22 protein-coding genes are annotated in these 20,731 nt (G+C 58.8%); 7 read left to right on the top strand and 15 right to left on the bottom strand.

Annotated features, from left to right (window positions below; all coding sequences use genetic code 11):
- Positions 1–120 precede the first annotated feature (120 nt).
- From DK870_RS08810 to DK870_RS08825, 4 genes are read left to right on the top strand one after another with little or no spacing between them, the layout of a single operon-like run.
- On the top strand, positions 121–1,047 hold the full coding sequence (locus DK870_RS08810; protein ID WP_161548473.1) for a DUF72 domain-containing protein: 927 nt from the start codon (positions 121–123) through the stop codon (positions 1,045–1,047).
- A complete protein-coding gene (locus DK870_RS08815) occupies positions 1,044–1,820 on the top strand; it encodes an endonuclease/exonuclease/phosphatase family protein (protein ID WP_060755274.1) in 777 nt (258 codons plus the stop codon). Before DK870_RS08810 ends, DK870_RS08815 begins: the two co-directional genes overlap by 4 nt.
- The gene (gene clsB, locus DK870_RS08820; protein ID WP_161548474.1) at positions 1,817–3,079 is read left to right on the top strand and encodes a cardiolipin synthase ClsB; all 1,263 of its coding nucleotides are present in this window, start codon (positions 1,817–1,819) and stop codon (positions 3,077–3,079) included. The genes DK870_RS08815 and clsB overlap by 4 nt, the downstream gene beginning before the upstream one ends.
- Positions 3,069–4,025, top strand: coding sequence for a lysylphosphatidylglycerol synthase domain-containing protein (locus tag DK870_RS08825; protein WP_161548475.1), 957 nt, complete (start codon positions 3,069–3,071; stop codon positions 4,023–4,025). Before clsB ends, DK870_RS08825 begins: the two co-directional genes overlap by 11 nt.
- Before the next feature lie 5 nt (positions 4,026–4,030).
- Here the strand turns inward: DK870_RS08825 and DK870_RS08830 are convergent, their stop codons facing one another.
- Positions 4,031–4,786 carry a S9 family peptidase gene (locus tag DK870_RS08830; RefSeq protein ID WP_161548476.1) on the bottom strand — a complete coding sequence of 252 codons (756 nt, stop codon included), beginning with the start codon at positions 4,784–4,786 and terminating at the stop codon, positions 4,031–4,033.
- Entirely contained in the window at positions 4,776–5,885 is a 1,110-nt protein-coding gene (locus DK870_RS08835) for a DUF3182 family protein (RefSeq protein ID WP_161548477.1), read from the bottom strand. The genes DK870_RS08830 and DK870_RS08835 overlap by 11 nt, the downstream gene beginning before the upstream one ends.
- Before the next feature lie 207 nt (positions 5,886–6,092).
- Between DK870_RS08835 and DK870_RS08840 the strand changes: the two genes are divergently transcribed.
- Entirely contained in the window at positions 6,093–6,656 is a 564-nt protein-coding gene (locus tag DK870_RS08840; protein ID WP_161548478.1) for a cysteine hydrolase family protein, read from the top strand.
- 21 nt (positions 6,657–6,677) lie between these two features.
- Here the strand turns inward: DK870_RS08840 and tam are convergent, their stop codons facing one another.
- The gene (gene tam / locus DK870_RS08845) at positions 6,678–7,439 is read right to left on the bottom strand and encodes a trans-aconitate 2-methyltransferase (protein WP_161548479.1); all 762 of its coding nucleotides are present in this window, start codon (positions 7,437–7,439) and stop codon (positions 6,678–6,680) included.
- A 101-nt stretch (positions 7,440–7,540) separates the two neighbouring features.
- On the opposite strand from tam, the gene DK870_RS08850 reads away from it, so the two are divergent.
- Positions 7,541–8,449, top strand: coding sequence for a LysR family transcriptional regulator (locus DK870_RS08850; protein ID WP_174554018.1), 909 nt, complete (start codon positions 7,541–7,543; stop codon positions 8,447–8,449).
- Positions 8,450–8,518: 69 nt separating this feature from the next.
- On the opposite strand, the gene DK870_RS08855 is transcribed toward DK870_RS08850, so the two are convergent.
- Complete coding sequence (locus DK870_RS08855) at positions 8,519–9,034, bottom strand: single-stranded DNA-binding protein (protein ID WP_003232445.1); 516 nt, start codon at positions 9,032–9,034, stop codon at positions 8,519–8,521.
- Between the two features lie 9 nt (positions 9,035–9,043).
- The gene (locus DK870_RS08860; protein ID WP_060755282.1) at positions 9,044–10,438 is read right to left on the bottom strand and encodes an MFS transporter; all 1,395 of its coding nucleotides are present in this window, start codon (positions 10,436–10,438) and stop codon (positions 9,044–9,046) included.
- Between the two features lie 178 nt (positions 10,439–10,616).
- Here DK870_RS08860 and uvrA point away from each other — a divergent pair, with 178 nt between their 5' ends.
- Complete coding sequence (gene uvrA / locus DK870_RS08865; RefSeq protein WP_161548480.1) at positions 10,617–13,451, top strand: excinuclease ABC subunit UvrA; 2,835 nt, start codon at positions 10,617–10,619, stop codon at positions 13,449–13,451.
- Between the two features lie 66 nt (positions 13,452–13,517).
- Here the strand turns inward: uvrA and bfr are convergent, their stop codons facing one another.
- The 10 genes from bfr to rplO form a co-directional block, all read right to left on the bottom strand.
- Positions 13,518–13,982, bottom strand: a complete 465-nt coding sequence (gene bfr, locus DK870_RS08870) for a bacterioferritin (protein WP_015886133.1) — start codon at positions 13,980–13,982, stop codon at positions 13,518–13,520.
- 155 nt (positions 13,983–14,137) lie between these two features.
- The gene (locus DK870_RS08875; protein ID WP_161548481.1) at positions 14,138–15,586 is read right to left on the bottom strand and encodes a catalase; all 1,449 of its coding nucleotides are present in this window, start codon (positions 15,584–15,586) and stop codon (positions 14,138–14,140) included.
- Positions 15,587–15,821: 235 nt separating this feature from the next.
- A complete protein-coding gene (rplQ, locus tag DK870_RS08880) occupies positions 15,822–16,208 on the bottom strand; it encodes a 50S ribosomal protein L17 (RefSeq protein WP_003176402.1) in 387 nt (128 codons plus the stop codon).
- A 41-nt stretch (positions 16,209–16,249) separates the two neighbouring features.
- Entirely contained in the window at positions 16,250–17,251 is a 1,002-nt protein-coding gene (rpoA, locus tag DK870_RS08885) for a DNA-directed RNA polymerase subunit alpha (protein WP_003176403.1), read from the bottom strand.
- Positions 17,252–17,273: 22 nt separating this feature from the next.
- On the bottom strand, positions 17,274–17,894 hold the full coding sequence (gene rpsD, locus DK870_RS08890; RefSeq protein ID WP_003176404.1) for a 30S ribosomal protein S4: 621 nt from the start codon (positions 17,892–17,894) through the stop codon (positions 17,274–17,276).
- An 18-nt stretch (positions 17,895–17,912) separates the two neighbouring features.
- The gene (gene rpsK / locus DK870_RS08895; protein ID WP_002555466.1) at positions 17,913–18,302 is read right to left on the bottom strand and encodes a 30S ribosomal protein S11; all 390 of its coding nucleotides are present in this window, start codon (positions 18,300–18,302) and stop codon (positions 17,913–17,915) included.
- A gap of 30 nt (positions 18,303–18,332) precedes the next feature.
- On the bottom strand, positions 18,333–18,689 hold the full coding sequence (gene rpsM, locus DK870_RS08900; protein WP_003194635.1) for a 30S ribosomal protein S13: 357 nt from the start codon (positions 18,687–18,689) through the stop codon (positions 18,333–18,335).
- 129 nt (positions 18,690–18,818) lie between these two features.
- Positions 18,819–18,935, bottom strand: a complete 117-nt coding sequence (rpmJ, locus tag DK870_RS08905) for a 50S ribosomal protein L36 (RefSeq protein ID WP_002555468.1) — start codon at positions 18,933–18,935, stop codon at positions 18,819–18,821.
- A gap of 27 nt (positions 18,936–18,962) precedes the next feature.
- Positions 18,963–20,291, bottom strand: coding sequence for a preprotein translocase subunit SecY (gene secY, locus DK870_RS08910; RefSeq protein ID WP_016969470.1), 1,329 nt, complete (start codon positions 20,289–20,291; stop codon positions 18,963–18,965).
- Positions 20,292–20,729 carry a 50S ribosomal protein L15 gene (gene rplO, locus DK870_RS08915; RefSeq protein WP_060755285.1) on the bottom strand — a complete coding sequence of 146 codons (438 nt, stop codon included), beginning with the start codon at positions 20,727–20,729 and terminating at the stop codon, positions 20,292–20,294.
- Between the last annotated feature and the right edge of the window lie 2 nt (positions 20,730–20,731).

Raw genomic sequence — 20,731 nt, forward strand, 5'->3', positions numbered from 1 at the left:
AGCGGGCTTGCTCGCTCCCTCCTGGGTATGTGCCGTCTGTAGGAACGGGGAAACTTTCCGCCGAGTCTCTCAGTCATCCCTGAACAGCGGTCAACCGACCCATCATTCACGGGAGCAACCATGGCGGCGATACACATCGGCATTTCCGGCTGGCGCTACAAGCCCTGGCGCGGGGATTTCTACCCCGAGGGGCTGACCCAGAAACGTGAGTTGCAGTTTGCATCACGCGCCGTCAACAGCATCGAAATCAACGGCTCGTTCTACGCGCTGCAAACTCCCAAGCGCTACGCCGAGTGGTATGCGCAGACGCCTGACGACTTCCAGTTCAGCGTCAAGGCGCCGCGCTATATCACGCATATCCTGCGCCTGCGCGAGGTACACAAGGCGATGGCCAATTTCTTCGCCTCAGGTGTACTGGAGCTGAAAGAAAAGCTTGGGCCGATCCTCTGGCAGTTCCCGCCCAGCTTCCAGTTCGACCCGCCACTGTTCGAAGCCTTCCTGGCCGAATTACCCACCGATACCCAACAAGCCGCCGCCCTCGCCCGCCAGCATGAGCCGCGCCTGAATGGCAAGGCGAGCATGCAACCCCATGGCAAGCGAGCGTTGCGCCACGCCGTGGAGATTCGCCATAAAAGCTTTGCGGTACCGGAATTCGTGCAGATGCTGGCAACACACGGCGTAGCGCTGGTGGTCGCAGACACCGCCGGCAAGTGGCCCTATCTCGAAGACGTCACCGCCAATTTCCTTTACCTGCGCTTGCACGGCGACAAAAAGCTGTACGCCAGCGGCTACAGCGACGAAGCCCTCAAGCGTTGGGGCGATCGCATCGAGTGCTGGGCGCAGGGCAAGCAACCGGCGGATGCGCATCTGGTCGCCCCGCAACGCAAGCCCCGCGCCCTCAAACAGCGCGAGGTCTTCTGCTTTTTCGACAATGACATCAAGGTGCGCGCGCCCTTTGATGCACGCCAATTGCTGCAGCGTTTCGGGCTGGACAAACACTTGGTGACAACGCCCGGCACATTGCCGGAGCCGGGGGTGTTGCCATGACCCAAGTGGAGCTGGTCCCTACCCCACCCACCACGGCCATCACGCATTTCACGGTGCTGACGGTGAATATCCACAAGGGCTTCACCGCGCTGAATCGACGCTTCATCCTGCCCGAGTTGCGTGAAGCGGTGCGCAGCGTCGGCGCCGATATGGTGTTCCTGCAGGAAATCCACGGCACGCACGAACGCCACCCCCAGCGCTACAGCGACTGGCCGAATATGCCGCAGTACGAGTTCCTCGCCGACAGCATCTGGCCGCAGTTCGCTTACGGGCGCAATGCGGTCTACCCCCATGGCGATCACGGCAACGCGCTGTTGTCGAAATTCCAGATCGTGCGCTACGACAACCTCGATATCTCGCAAAGCGGGCATGAAAACCGCGGCCTGCTGCATTGCGTACTGCGCTTGCCGGGCACCGGGCAGGAAGTGCACGCGATCTGCATTCATTTAGGTTTGCGTGAGGTGCATCGCCAGCAGCAATTGCGCTTGCTGGAGCAGCGCATCAGCGAGATTCCCGCCACGGCGCCGCTGGTGGTGGCCGGCGATTTCAACGACTGGCGCCAGAAGGCCGACCTGAGCCAGAGCGGCCTTCAGGAAGTCTTCGTGCAAGCCCTAGGAAAGCCGGCGCGCACATTTCCTGCACGCCTGCCTTTGCTGCCATTGGACCGAATTTACGTGCGCAATTTGAAGGTGCATAACCCCCGGGTACTGACGACACGGCCGTGGTCTCACCTCTCGGACCATGTGCCGCTGTCGGTGGAGATCGAACTATGAACGTTGCCGTTGAGCATATCTCCACTGACCAGCCGCCAGACGAAGCCAAGGCCCGCGACCTGGATTACGGCTGGCAGAGCGGTAACCAGGTCGAGTTGCTGGAGAACGGCGAGGCGTACTTTCCACGGGTCTTCGATGCCTTGCGTAACGCCCGACGGGAGATCCTGCTGGAGACCTTCATCCTCTTCGAAGACAAGGTCGGCCATGAGCTCAAGGCCGTGCTGATCGAGGCCGCGAACCGTGGAGTGAAGGTAGTGGCGAGCCTGGATGGATTTGGTTGCGGCGAGCTGAGCCCGGCGTTCCTGGGGGAACTGGCCGAGGCCGGAGTGGTGGTGCAGATGTTCGACCCGGCGGCCAAGACGCTGGGCATTCGCACCAATTGGTTTCGTCGCCTGCACCGCAAGATTGTGGTGGTGGATGCCGAAGTCGGGTTCATCGGCGGCATCAATTTCTCTGCCGATCACTTGGGTGATTATGGCCCCGAGGCCAAGCAGGATTATGCGCTGCGCATTATCGGGCCGGCGGTGGCGGACCTGCATCATTTCGCGCTTGCGCAAAGTGGCCGCCAGGTACGCACGCGCCGCGGCTGGCGGCGGCGCCAGCAGAGGCCGTCGCTGTGGCACACCGAAAACGGCGATGGCCAGGTGCGCCTGATTTACCGCGATAACGTGCAGCACCGCGATGACATCGAAGAAGCCTACATCCACGCCTTGAGCCAGGCACAACAGCGCGTGGTGATCGCCAACGCCTACTTTTTCCCCGGCTATCGCCTGTTGCGCGAAATCCGCAATGCCGCGCGCCGGGGCGTGCACGTGCAACTGATCATGCAGGGCCAGCCTGACGTGCTGTTGGCCAAACTGGCGGCGCGCACGCTCTATGGTTATCTGCTCAAGGACGGCGTGGTGATTCACGAGTACTGCGAGCGCCCGCTGCACGGCAAGGTGGCGCTGGTGGATGACGATTGGAGCACCGTGGGTTCAAGCAATCTGGACCCGTTGAGCCTGGCGTTGAACCTGGAAGCCAATGTGCTGATCCGCGATCGTGCATTCAATCAGCATCTGTATGAGCGCCTGGAAAACCTGGCCAACAACCATTGCCGCACCCTGCCGGAAAACCGCAAGCAGCGCCTGTGGCTCTGGCGTTTGACCGTCGGGTTCCTGGTCTTTCATGTGATGCGGCATTTCCCGGCGCTGGCAGGCCGGTTGCCGAAACACAAGCCTCGACTCGAACCTTTTGAGGTCCAGCACCATGACATCTGATGCCCAAGGTTCGCGGTTCAAGCGCTGGAAAAAACCGCTGACCATCGCCTTCTTCCTGTTGCTGATCGTGCTGTTCACCCTGCTCGCACGGCGTATCGATTGGAGCGAAGTGATCCAGACCCTGGGCGACTTCAAGGTGCGCACACTGGTGATCGCCAGCGCGCTGACGCTTTGCAGTTTTTTGGTGTACGCCAGCTTCGACCTGATCGGCCGCACCTATATTCGCCAGCCCCTGGTGTGGAAGCAGATTTTGCCGGTGGGCATCATCAGCTACGCGTTCAACCTCAACCTGAGTGCCTGGGTTGGCGGTATCGCCATGCGTTACCGGCTGTATTCGCGGCTGGGGGTCAGCACCGCCAATATCGCCAAGATCCTCGGCCTCAGTCTGGCGACCAACTGGTTCGGCTACATGGCGATAGCCGGGGTGATTTTCAGCAGCGGGCTGGTCAGCATGCCGCCCGGCTGGAAAGTCAGCAGCAGCGCGTTGCAGGGCATCGGCGCTGTGTTGGTACTGGTCAGCCTCGGTTATCTGCTGGCCTGCCAGTATTCGAAAAAGCGCGCCTGGACGATTCGCGGCATGGAAATCAACCTGCCGTCCCTGCGCATGGCGTGCTTGCAGTTGATGTTGGGGGCGCTGAACTGGTCGCTGATGGCTGCGGTGATCTTCACCCTGCTACCGGCCAAACTGGACTACCCACTGGTGCTGGGCGTGCTGCTGATCAGCGCAATTGCCGGGGTGCTCACCCATATACCGGCCGGGCTTGGCGTACTGGAAGCGGTGTTCATTGCGCTGATGCAGCATGAAGCGTCGCGGGGCAGCTTGCTGGCGGGGTTGATCGCCTATCGGGCCATCTATTTTATTGTGCCGCTGTTGATCGCGCTGATGATGTACCTCGGCGTGGAAGCCAAGGCCAAGGCGCTCAGGGTCAAGAAGACACCTGCATGAACGCTCTACCGGGACTGGATGATACTCAACCGTTCGCCCACCACCATCTCGGTGACCCAATCCACCAGGATTGAGGTGTAGGCCTGCTGGGACACCGGATCGCTGAGGGAATGGTCGGCCCCATCGATGATGCGATGCGTCAGGGAATGCGTGTGCCGGCACGCCGCGCGGTAGCTCATGATCGTCGCGTGGGGCACATGGTCATCGGTTTCCGATTCGACAATCAGTACATCCCCGGTAAACACGGAACACGCGTGCAAGGCGCGATTGGTCTCGGCGTGAACCAGCGTACTGCGGTAATCCATCAGGTCGGCCTTATCCAGATCGCGTTTGGGCTTGAGCCATTCCTGGTCGCGGTACAGCGCAGGCACGCGCAGCGCCAGCCAGCGCACGGGGCGCAACGAGGTGAGTATCGCCGCGAGGTAGCCGCCGTAGCTGGTGCCCACCACGGCCACGGCCGAGGTGTCGATTGCCGGGTGCGCCAGTAACCGATCGTAGGCCGCCAGCAGGTCGCGCAGATTGTCCTCACGGGTCACTCGCGCCAATGGAATGCCACTACCGGCGTGGCCGCGCAGGTCGAAGGTCAGGCACACACATCCCAGGCCGGCAATGCCTTTGGCGCGTTCAAGGTCGCGCTCCTGGCTACCGCCCCAGCCGTGCACAAACAATACCCCGGGTACTTTGGACTTGGGGCTCAGGAACGTAGCGCTCATCTGTTCGTCGTCAATATCGATCGCAATGCTTTCGCTTCTAGCCGTCATAAGTCTTAACCGTCACGTACTTGAGAAGAAATTCGCTGTTTTGCGCCGGGCCGCGATACACCTCGATGGCGTCGGCGGGCAGCAGTTGGTCCTCGTAGGTTTCCACTGAGGACACACGGATCGCACGCAGGCCGGGATCGTTGATAAACGTTTGCAGGGCGGCGACTTCCGCACTGCTGGCCCCGCCCATGCGCCAGGATTGTTCAAGCACGCCACTGCGACGCTGGCCGTCGTTGTCCAGGCCCTGGGCGATGTCGTAGTTGCGCCGTGAAGCATAAAAACCGGGGTACGCTTCATCGGCCGCCGTGTCGAAAACCCTGGCTTGTATGATGGCTCCGCGCACGTCATCGGACAGTTCGAGCTGCAATAGGTCGTCGTAGCCTCCCGGTACCACCAGCAGGTTGGAGCCGCCGTAGACGTCTTCGCCCTGCCCGTCTGTGGTCAGGTATTGCTCGCCGCAGTAGCTCAACACGTGACCGGCGATAAAACTCTGCCCCACGCTGTGGGTGACCACATCGTGCAGGTCCTGCTCCAGCACCATGCCTTCACTGAAACGTTGCGCGGCGTCGGGCCGTGCCAGCACCGCGTCAAGTTCATCCACGCTGTGGATAACTTCCTGGCCACGCCCCGCGCAGGCATGCACGGGTTTCATGCGAATGGGCCCGCTGTAGAGCAGACGAGTGGCCGCAGGTCGTGCGTCTTCCTGGGCAAAAACGCTCAAGCCGTCCAATACGACGGTTCGCACACGCTCGCAGAACAGCGTTGACCAACCTTCGGGGGTCTTGGCTTGCGGGCTGAGCACACCATGACTGATGGCTTTGGTGCAGATGAAATCGTGATCGACGTAGCCGCCCCACAGGTCTTCCGGGCCATGGGCATTGAGTGCGCGTGCCTGGGCCTGGCCCACCAGGGTTTGTGTGGGTAAAAGGTACAAGGCTCGTCCGGCATGCAACTCGCGGTCGTAGCTGCCACCGAATCTGAGCCCCAGAATCTGCGCCAGCCAGCGTGCCAGGGCACGGTTGGTTTCCACCTCGTGCAACGGCGCGCCCTCGCGTGTGGAGTGAGCGACTACCAGCCTCTTGCGTTGAATCGGGGTCATGCGTCCCCCTTGGCCATCCCGCCATGTATGTGGGGATAAGGTTGCAGGGATCACGCCAAGGCGCGCTGAAAAAGGACGTTTGTGAAATCAAGCAGTTGCAAAGAAAGCGATGGCAGTTAGCCTGTTTTATTCTGCACGACGCCGCTTTAAGGTGGTGGCGTTCTGCACGATTCTGCGCAGCCCATCATCCATCGCGAGGCAACACACATGGTCAAGCAAGCACTCATCCTGATCGATATCCAGAATGACTATTTCCCCCAGGGTAAGTGGCCGCTTGACGGCGTGGAGACTGCGGCGGACAAGGCCGCACAGGTACTGCAGGCGTTTCGCCAGAAAGGCGATGCGGTGATCCATGTGCGTCATGAGTTCACCTCCGACGACGCTCCGTTCTTCACGCCGGGCTCCGAGGGTGCCCACCTGCACAGCAAAGTGCTGAATGAGGGCAACGAGCCGGTGGTACTCAAACACTTTGTGAACGCCTTTCGCCAGACTGACCTGCGCACCCTGCTGGAACAGCGCAGCATCACCGAACTGGTGGTGGTCGGCAGCATGAGCCATATGTGCATCGACGGCGTGGCACGGGCTGCCGCAGACCTGGGGTACAAGGTCACGGTGATTCATGATGCCTGTGCGACACGGGACCTGGAGTTCAACGGCCAGCTGATTCCAGCGGCGCAGGTGCATGGGGCCTACATGGCGTCGCTGGCATTTGGTTATGCCGCCGTGATGTCGGCGGATGAGTACCTGGAGGCGCAAGCGGCGGCGGTGTGACCACCACTTGGCGTGGTTGCGTCAGCGGGTTGCGATAATGAACAGGCGCGGAAACGGCAGCAGCACGGTGCCATCGCCCAGGGCTGGGTAAGCCTGGGTAATCCGCGCCGTGTATTGCTGGAGGAAGTCAGCCCTTTCATCCTCGCTCAAAGGCGCGAGGAACGGCCTGAGGGCAGAGCCCTTGAACCACTCCACCACCGCGGCATGATCCGCCAATGGGTGCTGGTAGGTGGTGCGCCATACATCCACGGTGCTGCAATGTTTGCTCAGCAGTTCGTAGTAGTAGCTCGCGGTGTGGCGTTCATTGTGTTTGACCGCGCCGATCTTGGCGGACCACGGGCCAGCGGCCGCCACTTCGCGGGCAAGCCGGTGGGCGGGTTCATCGAGGTTGTCCGGTGTCTGCACCGCCAGCGTGCCACCGGGCGTCAGTTGCCGAACCAGATGCGGGTAAAGCGTGGCGTGGTCGGGCAGCCATTGCAGGGACGCGTTAGCCAAAATCACATCGAAGGTTTGCGCAGGTTTCCAATCACCGATATCCGCCCGTTCGAAGTTCAGCGCGGGCAGCCGTTGACGGGCGTCCGCCAGCATGTCATCGGAGTTGTCCATACCGGTAATGCGAGCCTGCGGGTAGCGCTCGGCCAATACTTCAGTGGAGTTGCCAGGGCCACAACCCAGGTCGACGGCATTGCGCACTTGGGTATTGGGAATAGCCGCGACGAGATCGCGCACCGGACGTGTGCGCTGTTGTTCGAACATAGTGTATTGCTTGGCTGACCAGGTCATCGCGGCTTTCCTTCTTTTTGAGGTTGGCCACAGCCTAAATCTTGTGAGCCATGAGAACAAATGCCAGGATTGAAGCCCTCCCATACCTGGAAAGTATCCCAATGTTGGAACTGCGCCAGCTCAAAGCCTTCGTCGCTATCGCTGAAGAAGGCTATATCACCCGCGCCGCCGAACGCCTGGGCATGCAACAGCCACCCTTGACGCGGATGCTGCAAAGCCTTGAAGCCCAGCTGGGGGTGAGCTTGATGGAGCGCTTGCCGCGTGGCGTGCGCCCCACCACTGCCGGCCTGGCCTTGTTGGATGAGGCGCGGGAAATACTGGCTCAGGCAGAGGGGCTGGCCGACGTCGTGCGCCGTGCCGCGCGAGGTGAACGTGGCCGCCTGGCGATCGGATTTACCAGTTCGGCCGCCCTGCACCCGTTTGTACCCAGTGTATTGCGGCTGTTTCGCGAAACCTTTGTCGGCGTCTCGGTGGTGCTGGAGGAAGCGGGCACCGGCGAACTACTGGATGCGTTGGTGCACGAGAAACTCGACGCGGCGTTTATCCGCTCGCCGCTCAGCGGGACGCAGTCGCTGCAGGACGAGCCGATTCTGGTAGAGCCTATGCTGCTGGCGCTGCCGACGGACCACCCCTTGGCAATCGATCCAGCCTCGCCCCTGCCGTTGGCGGCATTGGCGACCGAGTCCTTCGTGCTGTATCGCCGTCGCGTGGGGTTGGGGTTGTATGACGCGATCCTGGTGGCCTGCCGTGAAGCGGGGTTCAGCCCGCAGGTGGTCCAGGAAGCACCGCGCATGACCGCGACCTTGAGCCTGGTGGCGGCGGGACTCGGAGTGTCGATTGTACCGGCGTCGATGCAGCGACTGCGGGGCGACGGCATCGTCTATCGGGAGTTGACGGAGTGCCAGAGCCTGGTGGCGCCGTTGCACTTGGCAACGCGGATCGGTGACGGTTCGGCGGTCTTGCGCCGGTTCAAGGAGATGGTGGTGACAGCGGCGTCGACGGAGGCGTGATCAGCGGCAATAAAAAACCCCCGGGGGGTTTAGCCATCGGGGGTTTTGTGTGCTTGGGGTCTTCAGACCTTAGAACGGGATATCGTCATCAAAGCTGTCGAAATCCGGAGCCGGCTGCGGTGCGGCCTGTTGTGGCGCCGGGCGCGACTCACGCTGTGGCTGCTGGCTTGGCTGCGGACGCGACTGCTGTGGGCGCGGCGCCGAGTTGGACATGCCGCCTTGGCCCTGTTGGTCGCCCTGTGGACGGCCGCCCAGCAGTTGCATGGTGCCTTGCATGTCGACCACGATTTCGGTGGTGTAACGCTTGATGCCGTCTTTTTCCCACTCGCGGGTTTGCAGTTTGCCTTCGATGTAAACCTGCGAACCTTTGCGCAGGTACTCACCGGCGATCTCTGCCACCTTGCCGAACATCGACACACGGTGCCATTCGGTTTTCTCGACCTTCTGGCCGGTCTGCTTGTCGGTCCACTGTTCGCTGGTCGCCAGACTCAGGTTGGTCACGGCATTACCGTTAGGCAAGTAGCGAACTTCGGGATCCTGGCCGCATGTACCGACCAATATGACTTTGTTAACCCCACGGGCCATAACGTTCTCCTAGGCTGGGCGCGCTGTCGGCACTGGGTTGACCAGTTGCTCGAGCGTCGCGCGATCCAATAATTCGGTGTCCAATTTGATGTAGATGGCGGCTTCTTCAGCAACAACCACGGCATCGGTAACCCCGGTGACGGCCTTGAGGCGCTCAACCAGACCGGCTTCGCGGATCGCTTCTGGCGATAACGGCAAACGCAGGCTCGTCACATAGGGAGGTTCGCGCATGGTAACAGCAAAGGCCAGCCAGAGGGCAGCCAGACCTGCGCATCCCAGGAACACAACCGACAAACCGCCATGCTGGAACATCCAGCCACCCATGATGCCGCCCAGCGCAGAACCAAGGAACTGGCTGGTGGAATACACCCCCATCGCCGTGCCCTTGCCGCCGGCCGGTGAAACTTTACTGATCAGCGAAGGCAACGAGGCTTCCAGCAGGTTGAACGCGGTGAAGAACACCACCGTGCCGATCACCAGCGCCCGCAGGCTGTCGCCGAACTCCCAGAAGAATAGCTCAGTGAGCATCAGGGTCGTGACGGCGCCGAGTAAAACTCGTTTCATTTTGCGTTTCTTCTCGCCGTAGATGATGAACGGGATCATGGCGAAGAACGAAATCAACAGCGCGGTGAGGTAGACCCACCAGTGCTGCTCCTTGGGCAGGCCGGCTTTTTCGACCAGGGCCAGGGGCAGCGCGACGAAGCTGCACATCAGCATGGCGTGTAATACGAAGATACCTAAATCGAGGCGCAGCAGGTCCGGATGCTTGAGTGTCGGCAACAGCGCCTTGCGTGCGACACCCGATTCACGGTGCTGCAACGTGCCGGTGGACCGCGGCACCATGAACGCCACGATCACGATCCCGAACAACGCCATGCCGCCGGTGGCGAGGAACAACCCGTGCAGGCCGAACGCGCGGGTCAGCAGCGGGCCGACCACCATGGCCACCGCAAACGACAGGCCGATGGTCATGCCGATCATGGCCATGGCCTTGGTGCGATGTTGTTCGCGGGTCAGGTCCGAGAGCAAGGCCATGACGGCAGCGGAAATGGCTCCGGCGCCTTGCAGGATGCGTCCGGCGATCACGCCCCAGATGGAATCGGACTGGGCCGCGAGCACACTGCCGAGGGCGAATACGATCAGCCCGAGGTAGATCACCGGGCGGCGGCCAATGCGGTCGGAAATGATCCCGAATGGAATCTGGAAAATCGCCTGGGTCAAGCCATAGGCGCCAATTGCCAGGCCGATCAAGGCCGGGGTCGCTCCTGCGAGATCCATTCCATAGGTCGCCAGCACCGGCAACACCATAAACATGCCAAGCATACGGAAGGCGAACACTAGGGCCAGACCGCTTGCCGCTCGGGTCTCGCCGCTACTCATGCGTTCGCTGTGGGGATCGTGCATGGAAAAACCTCGTGTGAACCGGCGGCGATTCTACCAGTCCCATCGATTGAGAGGGTATATGCGGCGCTTTGCCGCGCAGCTTTCATGTAAGGCTGCACCCGGCACTTTGACAGTGTATATTCATCCAGTCTTTAGCCGTATACTCCTGCATAATTTACGCCCGCCGTGCGAGGCCATCTTGGACAAGATCCTGATTCGTGGGGCTAGAACCCACAACCTGAAGAACATCGACCTGACCCTGCCGCGGGACAAACTGATCGTCATCACCGGCTTGTCCGGGTCCGGCAAATCGTCCCTGGCGTTCGACACGCTGTATGCCGAAGGCCAGCGGCGTTATGTGGAATCGCTTTCGGCGTATGCCCGGCAGTTCCTGTCCATGATGGAAAAACCCGACGTCGACACCATTGAAGGCCTGTCGCCGGCGATTTCCATCGAGCAGAAGTCGACGTCCCACAACCCGCGCTCCACCGTGGGCACCATCACCGAAATCTACGACTACCTGCGCTTGCTTTACGCACGGGTGGGCATCCCGCGTTGCCCGGACCACGATATTCCCCTGGAAGCCCAGACCGTCAGCCAGATGGTCGACCTGGTATTGGCCCAGCCGGAAGGCGCAAAGCTGATGCTGCTGGCGCCGGTGATTCGTGAGCGCAAGGGTGAACACCTTTCCGTATTCGAGGAACTGCGTGCCCAGGGTTTCGTGCGTGCGCGCATCAACGGCAAGCTTTATGAACTGGACGAAGCGCCGAAGCTCGACAAGCAGAAGAAGCACTCCATTGATGTAGTGGTCGACCGCTTCAAGGTGCGCGCGGACCTGCAGCAGCGCCTGGCGGAATCATTCGAAACGGCATTGAAGCTGGCGGATGGCATTGCCCTGGTGGCGCCGATGGACGACGAGCCGGGCGAGGAGATCATCTTTTCTGCGCGCTTCGCCTGCCCGATCTGTGGCCATGCCATCAGCGAACTGGAACCCAAGCTGTTCTCCTTCAACAACCCCGCTGGCGCCTGCCCGACCTGTGATGGCCTGGGGGTGAAGCAATTCTTCGATATCAAGCGCCTGGTCAACGGCGAACTGACCTTGGCGGAAGGGGCGATACGCGGCTGGGACAGGCGTAACGTCTATTACTTCCAGATGCTGGGGTCGCTGGCGTCGCATTATAAATTCAGCCTGGAAGTGCCGTTCAACCAGCTATCGGCGGAGCAGCAGAAAGTCATCCTCCATGGCAGCGGCTCACAGAACGTCGACTTCAAATACCTGAATGACCGCGGCGATATCGTCAAACGCTCTCACCCGTTCGAAGGCATCGTGCCGAACCTGGAGCGTCGTTATCGCGAGACCGAGTCGGCCAGCGTGCGCGAAGAACTGGCGAAATTCCTCAGCACTCAACCCTGCCCGGATTGCCGGGGTACTCGCCTGCGTCGTGAGGCGCGGCATGTGTGGGTCGGTGAGAAGACCTTGCCGGCGGTGACCAGCCTGCCGATCGGTGACGCCTGTGAGTACTTTGGTGTGCTTAAGCTGACGGGGCGTCGTGGGGAAATTGCCGACAAGATCCTCAAGGAAATTCGCGAACGCTTGCAGTTCCTGGTCAACGTTGGCCTGGACTACCTCTCGCTGGACCGTAGTGCCGATACCTTGTCTGGCGGTGAAGCCCAGCGGATTCGCCTGGCCAGCCAGATTGGTGCCGGCCTGGTGGGCGTGCTGTACATCCTTGATGAACCGTCGATCGGCTTGCACCAGCGCGACAACGATCGCTTGCTGGGCACGCTGAAACACCTGCGGGATATCGGCAACACGGTGATTGTGGTCGAGCACGATGAAGATGCAATCCGCCTGGCGGACTACGTCGTCGACATTGGCCCGGGCGCAGGTGTGCACGGTGGGCATATTGTCGCCGAGGGTACGCCTGCCGAAGTCATGGACCACCCGGACTCGTTGACCGGCAAGTACCTGTCCGGCCGCGTGAAGATCGAAGTCCCGGCCAAGCGCACATCGCGCAACAAGAAGCTGGCGCTGCACCTCAAAGGCGCACGGGGTAATAACCTGCGCAACGTCGACTTGGAGATTCCGCTGGGCCTGCTGACCTGCGTGACTGGTGTTTCCGGCTCGGGTAAATCGACCCTGATCAACAATACGCTGTTCCCCTTGAGTGCCACCGCCCTGAACGGCGCGACCACCCTGGAAGCGGCCGCGCACGACAGCATCAAGGGCCTTGAGCACCTGGACAAGGTGGTCGATATCGACCAAAGCCCGATTGGCCGCACGCCGCGCTCCAACCCGGCGACCTACACCGGGTTGTTCACGCCCATTCGCGAGCTGTTTGCGGGCGTCCCGGAATCCCGCTCGCGCGGCTACGGGCCTGGCCGGTTCTCGTTCAACGTCAAGGGCGGGCGCTGTGAAGCGTGCCAGGGCGATGGGTTGATCAAGGTCGAAATGCACTTCCTGCCAGACATCTACGTGCCGTGCGACGTGTGCAAGAGCAAGCGCTATAACCGCGAAACCCTGGAGATCAAGTACAAGGGCAAGAGCATTCATGAAACCCTGGAGATGACGATCGAGGAGGCGCGGGAGTTCTTTGACGCGGTTCCGGCATTGGCGCGCAAGCTTCAGACGCTGATGGATGTGGGCCTGTCGTACATCAAGCTGGGGCAATCGGCGACTACCTTGTCCGGCGGTGAAGCGCAGCGGGTGAAGTTGTCTCGCGAGCTGTCCAAGCGCGATACGGGCAAAACCCTGTATATCCTCGATGAGCCGACCACGGGTCTGCACTTCGCGGATATCCAACAACTGCTCGATGTGTTGCACCGTCTACGCGACCACGGCAATACCGTTGTGGTAATCGAACACAACCTCGACGTGATCAAGACAGCCGACTGGCTGGTAGACCTGGGGCCGGAAGGCGGCTCCAAGGGTGGCCAGATCATTGCTGTGGGCACACCGGAGCAGGTTTCCGAAATGCCGCAGTCACATACGGGCTACTACTTGAAGCCGTTGTTGGCGCGCGACAAGGCCTGATTTATCGGCACCATGAAAAAGCCCCTGCCACGGCAACGTGACAGGGGCTTTTTCATGGCCGGTGAATCAGAACTGCGATTGCAGGTAATTCTCCAGGCCTACCAACTTGATCAGGCCCAACTGCTTTTCCAGCCAGTAGGTGTGATCTTCTTCGGTGTCATTCAACTGCACCCGCAGGATCTCGCGGGTGACATAGTCGTTGTGCTGCTCACAGAGCTCGATGCCCTTGCATAGCGCAGCACGTACCTTGTATTCGAGACGAAGGTCGGCGGCGAGCATATCCGGCACCGTGGTACCCACATCCAGATCGTCGGGACGCATGCGCGGCGTGCCTTCGAGCATCAGGATACGGCGCATCAGTGCGTCGGCGTGCTGTGCCTCTTCTTCCATTTCGTGGTTGATACGCTCATAGAGCTCGGTAAAGCCCCAGTCTTCGTACATGCGCGAATGGATGAAATATTGGTCACGAGCTGCCAGTTCGCCCGTCAGCAACGTGTTGAGGTAATCGATTACGTCGGGGTGACCTTGCATCGCCCTACATCTCCCTGCTTGAAAGTTTGTAGTTTGAACCATGATGACTCGAAGGTCACGGGACTAACGGCAGAAAAGTGAAGATATTCCGAGAAAAGTAGCTGAAATAACGCAAAAACCGCCCAAATGAGGGCGGTTCTGCTTATCGTTTAGAGTCAGTTAAGCGATACACCCAGTGCCTTTGCGATTGCTTCTCCATAAGCAGGATCTGCCTTGTAGAAGTGCTGCAGTTGACGCTGGACCACATCGCTGGAAACGCCACCCATCGCACCGGCGATATTGTTGGTGAGCAATGCTTTCTGCTCATCGTTCATCAGGCGGAACAGCGCACCGGCGTGGCTGTAGTAATCCGTGTCTTCACGGTGATCGTAACGGTCAGCCGCACCACTCAATGCCAAAGCCGGCTCCGCGTACTGAGGGGCTTGTTTCGGCGCATCGGCGTAGCTGTTTGGCTCGTAGTTGGGCGTTGCGCCGCCGTTGCTGCCAAAAGCCATTGAGCCATCGCGCTGGTAGCTATTAACCGGGCTGCGTGGAGCATTCACCGGCAATTGCTGGTGGTTGGTTCCAACGCGGTAGCGGTGGGCATCAGCGTAGGCAAACACGCGACCTTGCAGCATACGGTCTGGCGACAAACCAACGCCTGGCACCATATTGCTTGGGCCGAATGCGGCTTGTTCCACTTCAGCGAAGTAGTTTTGCGGGTTGCGATTCAGTTCCAGTTCGCCGACTTCAATCAGCGGGAATTCCTTCTGCGACCAGGTTTTAGTCACATCGAACGGGTTCTCGTAGTGAGCGTTTGCCTGGGCCTCGGTCATGATCTGGATGCAGACACGCCATTTTGGGAAGTCTCCACGCTCGATCGCACCGAACAGATCACGCTGGGCGTAATCAGGGTCGGTACCTGCCAGGCGAGCAGCCTCTGCCGGCGCCAGGTTCTTGATGCCCTGCCGGGTCTTGTAATGCCATTTGACCCAGTGACGTTCGCCCTTGGCATTGATCAGACTGTAGGTGTGGCTACCAAAACCGTGCATGTGACGGTAGCCGTCAGGAATACCACGATCCGAAAACAGGATGGTGACCTGGTGCAGCGCCTCAGGAGAGTGCGACCAGAAGTCCCACATCATTTGCGCGCTTTTCAAGTTGCTTTGCGGCAAACGCTTTTGGGTGTGGATGAAGTCCGGGAACTTCAGCGGGTCACGGATGAAGAACACCGGAGTGTTGTTACCCACAATGTCCCAGTTGCCTTCTTCGGTGTAGAATTTCAGGGCGAAGCCCCGTGGATCGCGCTCGGTATCAGCCGAACCACGCTCACCCCCTACGGTGGAAAACCGCAAGAAGGTGGGGGTCTGCTTGCCCACGGACTCGAACAGTTTGGCACTGGTGTATTGGGTGATGTCTTTGGTAACGGTGAAGGTGCCATAAGCGCCCGAGCCCTTGGCATGCACACGACGCTCAGGAATGTTTTCGCGGTTGAAGTGAGCGAGCTTCTCGATCAGATGAAAATCATCAAGCAGCAACGGGCCACGCGGGCCTGCGGAACGGGAATTCTGGTTATTCGCGACGGGGGCGCCGCTGGCGGTAGTAAGGATTTTGTTCTGGCTCATATTCAATTTCCTCAGGTCGGACTTGGAACTGCTGGCTAATCGGCTTGGAGGAAGTATTGACCATCAATATGACGTCTACAAATTCATTAAATCGTAAGCATCAATAGAAAATTACTAACAACCCCCCCAGCCCTATAGTGCCAAGAGCCACCTGTGGAAACTTGTATCCAACGCGCTTTTTACACGCACAAAAAAACCGGGCACTAGGCCCGGTTTTTTATTACAGCTTGTCGTCTTACTCGGCGCTTACAGCTTCGCCAGCAGTAGCACGATCAACCAACTCGACGTACGCCATAGGCGCGTTGTCGCCAGCGCGGAAACCGCACTTGAGGATGCGCAGGTAGCCACCCTCACGGGTAGCGTAACGCTTGCCCAGGTCGTTGAAGAGCTTACCAACGATAGCTTTCGAACGAGTACGGTCGAAAGCCAGACGGCGGTTAGCCAGGCTGTCTGTCTTGGCCAAAGTGATCAGCGGCTCAGCAACGCGACGCAGTTCTTTAGCTTTCGGCAGTGTAGTTTTGATCAGCTCGTGCTCGAACAGCGACACCGCCATGTTTTGGAACATGGCCTTGCGGTGCGAGCTGGTACGGCTCAGGTGACGACCACTTTTACGATGACGCATGGTTCATTCCTTACCAAACTCACGTTCGGTGATTACGACGATCAGGCAGTCGCCTTGTCGTCCTTCTTAAGACTTGCAGGCGGCCAGTTGTCGAGGCGCATGCCGAGGGACAGACCGCGGGAGGCCAGAACGTCCTTGATTTCAGTCAAGGATTTCTTGCCCAGGTTCGGAGTCTTCAACAGTTCTACTTCGGTACGCTGAATCAGGTCGCCGATGTAGTAAATGTTTTCCGCCTTAAGGCAGTTAGCCGAACGTACAGTCAGTTCCAGATCGTCAACCGGGCGAAGCAGGATCGGATCGATCTCGTCTTCCTGCTCGATTACCACTGGTTCGCTGTCACCTTTGAGGTCGACGAACGCAGCCAACTGCTGTTGCAGAATGGTTGCAGCGCGGCGGATAGCCTCTTCCGGGTCCAGAGTACCGTTGGTTTCCAGATCAATAACCAGCTTGTCCAGGTTGGTACGCTGTTCGACACGGGCGTTTTCCACCACGTATGCGATACGGCGAACCGGGCTGAACGAAGAGTCAAGCTGCAAGCGACCAATGCTGCGGCTTTCATCTTCATCGCTCTGACGCGAGTCGGCCGGTTCATAACCACGACCACGAGCTACGGTGAGCTTCATGTTCAGGGCGCCGTTAGACGCCAGGTTAGCGATTACGTGATCGGGGTTAACGATCTCGACATCATGATCCAGCTGAATATCGGCAGCGGTAACCACCCCCGAACCCTTCTTCGACAAGGTCAGCGTAACTTCGTCACGGCCGTGCAGCTTGATAGCCAGACCTTTAAGGTTCAACAGGATTTCAATTACGTCTTCCTGTACACCTTCGATGGCGCTGTACTCGTGGAGCACACCGTCAATCTCGGCCTCGACTACTGCACAGCCGGGCATTGAGGACAACAGGATGCGGCGCAGCGCGTTGCCCAGGGTGTGGCCAAAACCACGCTCGAGAGGCTCGAGAGTGATCTTGGCGCGGGTTGGACTGACAACCTGCACATCAATGTGGCGGGGTGTCAGGAACTCATTTACCGAAATCTGCATGGATGCACCTATTTTCTAGCCCTTACTTGGAGTAGAGCTCGACAATCAGGCTTTCGTTGATGTCGGCGGACAGATCACTGCGAGCAGGAACGTTCTTGAAAACGCCCGACTTCTTCTCAGTGTCTACTTCTACCCATTCTACGCGGCCACGTTGGGCACACAGATCGAGAGCTTGGACAATGCGAAGCTGGTTTTTTGCTTTCTCGCGAACTGCGACCACGTCACCAGCACGAACCTGGTAGGACGGAACGTTTACGGTCTGACCGTTAACGCTGATCGACTTGTGCGATACCAGCTGACGGGATTCGGCACGAGTCGAACCAAAGCCCATACGGTATACAACGTTGTCCAGACGGCATTCGAGCAGTTGCAGCAGGTTTTCACCGGTTGCACCTTTCTTGCCAGCAGCTTCTTTGTAGTAGCCGCTGAACTGACGCTCGAGAACGCCGTAGATACGACGGACCTTCTGCTTTTCACGCAGTTGGGTGCCGTAGTCGGACTGGCGACCGCGGCGTTGGCCGTGGATACCAGGTGCTGCTTCAATGTTGCACTTCGATTCGATCGCGCGCACGCCGCTCTTCAGGAAGAGATCGGTGCCCTCGCGACGAGCGAGTTTGCATTTTGGACCAATGTAACGAGCCATTCTTTACAATCTCCTGGATTACACGCGGCGCTTCTTCGGCGGACGGCACCCGTTGTGCGGGATTGGCGTCACGTCGGTGATGCTGGCGATCTTATAGCCACAGCCGTTCAAAGCACGGACAGCGGACTCACGACCTGGACCTGGACCCTTGACGTTAACGTCGAGGTTTTTCAGGCCATATTCCAGCGCAGCTTGACCAGCACGTTCAGCAGCTACTTGAGCAGCGAACGGAGTGGACTTGCGGGAACCGCGGAAACCCGAACCACCAGAGGTAGCCCAAGAAAGCGCATTACCTTGACGGTCGGTGATGGTCACGATGGTGTTGTTAAAAGAAGCATGGATGTGGGCGATGCCATCAACCACTGTCTTTTTAACTTTTTTACGAGGACGAGCAGCAGGTTTTGCCATGATAATTTTCCTGTCGATTCGCTGGGGCGATTACTTGCGGATCGGCTTACGCGGACCTTTACGGGTACGCGCGTTAGTCTTGGTACGCTGACCGCGTACTGGAAGACCACGACGATGACGCAGACCGCGATAGCAACCGAGGTCCATCAAACGCTTGATTTTCATGTTGATTTCGCGACGCAGGTCACCTTCAGTGGTGAACTTCGCCACTTCGCCACGCAGCTGTTCAATCTGCTCGTCGCTCAGATCCTTGATCTTAGCGGCTGGGTTTACCCCAGCAACTGCGCAAATCTTCTGCGCAGTAGTGCGACCAACACCATAGATGTAGGTCAGCGAGATAACAGTGTGCTTGTTATCTGGAATGTTAACGCCTGCAATACGGGCCATTCAGTGGGACTCCAATTGACAGCTACCTACGCCCCGGAAGCCAAGAAATAGGGCGCGAGATAATATCGCTGTAATAACAAATAATCAACCCGGCAGCGCACTAGCTGCCGGGCTTCAAGCGGATCACACTCAGCCTTGGCGCTGTTTGTGACGCGGTTCCGCGCTGCAAATTACTCGAACAACACCTTCGCGGCGAATAATCTTGCAGTTACGGCACAGCTTTTTCACCGATGCACGAACTTTCATCACCAACTCCTCGAACCTTATGGGTACTCAGCGCAACATGCCGCTGCCGTAACCCTTCAGGTTGGCTTTCTTCATCAGGGATTCGTACTGGTGCGAAACGAGGTGCGATTGTACTTGGGACATGAAGTCCATCACAACCACGACCACGATCAGCAACGAGGTCCCGCCAAGGTAGAACGGAACGTTTGCTGCGACCACAAGGAACTGGGGCAACAGGCACACGGCCGTCATATATAGAGCACCGAACAGGGTCAAACGAGTCAGAACGCCATCAATGTAGCGTGCCGACTGCTCACCTGGACGGATGCCCGGAATAAAGGCACCGGACTTCTTCAGGTTTTCCGCTACGTCTTTCGGATTGAACATCAACGCCGTATAGAAGAAGCAGAAGAAAATAATCCCTGCACTAAACAGCAGAATATTCAACGGCTGACCAGGAGCGATCGACTGAGAAAGGTCCTGCAGCCAGCCCATATTTTCAGACTGACCAAACCAGGTACCCAACGAAGCCGGAAACAGCAAAATGCTGCTCGCGAAAATTGCCGGGATAACACCGGCCATATTCACTTTCAGCGGCAAGTGGCTGGTCTGCGCAGCAAAAACCTTACGGCCCTGCTGACGCTTGGCGTAGTGAACAGCGATACGACGCTGGCCACGCTCAATGAACACCACAAAACCGATAATCGCTACTGCCAGCAAACCGATGGCAACCAAGGCGAAGATATTGATATCACCCTGACGCGCAGACTCGAAAGACTGCCCAATTGCCCTCGGAAGACCGGCGACGATACCTGCGAAAATCAACATCGAGATACCGTTACCAACACCACGCTCAGTAATCTGCTCACCCAGCCACATCATGAACATCGCACCAGCCACAAAAGTGGATACCGCGACGAAATAGAAGCCAAAGTCACCAGTGAACGCAACGCCCTGCCCTGCCAGGCCAACGGACATGCCGATAGCTTGAACCAGGGCAAGGACGACAGTGCCGTAGCGGGTGTACTGGCTAATCTTGCGACGGCCAGCTTCACCTTCCTTCTTCAACTGCTCCAGCTGCGGGCTGACGGCGGTCATCAGTTGCATGATGATCGATGCCGAAATGTACGGCATGATCCCCAATGCAAAGATGCTCATCCGTTCCAGCGCGCCGCCGGAAAACATGTTGAACAAGCTAAGAATGGTCCCCTCATTCTGTCGAAACAGGTCTGCGAGTCGGTCCGGGTTGATACCTGGAACCGGGATGTGTGCGCCTATTCGGTAGACGATAATCGCCAGGAACAGAAAACGCAGACGTGCCCAAAGTTCAGACATACCGCCTTTGCCGAGCGCAGAGAGAGCACCTTGCTTAGCCATTTATTCCTCGAACTTGCCGCCAGCTGCTTCGATAGCCGAACGCGCACCTTTGGTGGCGCCGATTCCCTTGCCGATAGTGACAGCGCGAGCCACTTCACCGGACAGCATGATTTTCACACGCTGTACGTTGACGTTGATCACGTTGGCATCTTTCAGGGTCTGCAGAGTAACGATGTCGCCGTCCACTTTAGCCAGCTCGGACAGACGCACTTCTGCGCGGTCCATGGCTTTCAGGGATACGAAACCGAACTTAGGCAGGCGACGATGCAGCGGCTGTTGACCGCCTTCAAAGCCTGGAGCAATGGTGCCACCGGAACGGGAGGTCTGACCTTTGTGACCACGGCCACCAGTCTTACCCAAACCGCTACCGATACCACGGCCCGGACGATGCTTTTCGCGACGGGAACCCGGCGCTGGACTCAGATCATTGAGTTTCATCG

The organism is Pseudomonas sp. Q1, assembly GCF_009935975.1.
Taxonomy (GTDB): Bacteria; Pseudomonadota; Gammaproteobacteria; order Pseudomonadales; family Pseudomonadaceae; genus Aquipseudomonas; species Aquipseudomonas palleroniana.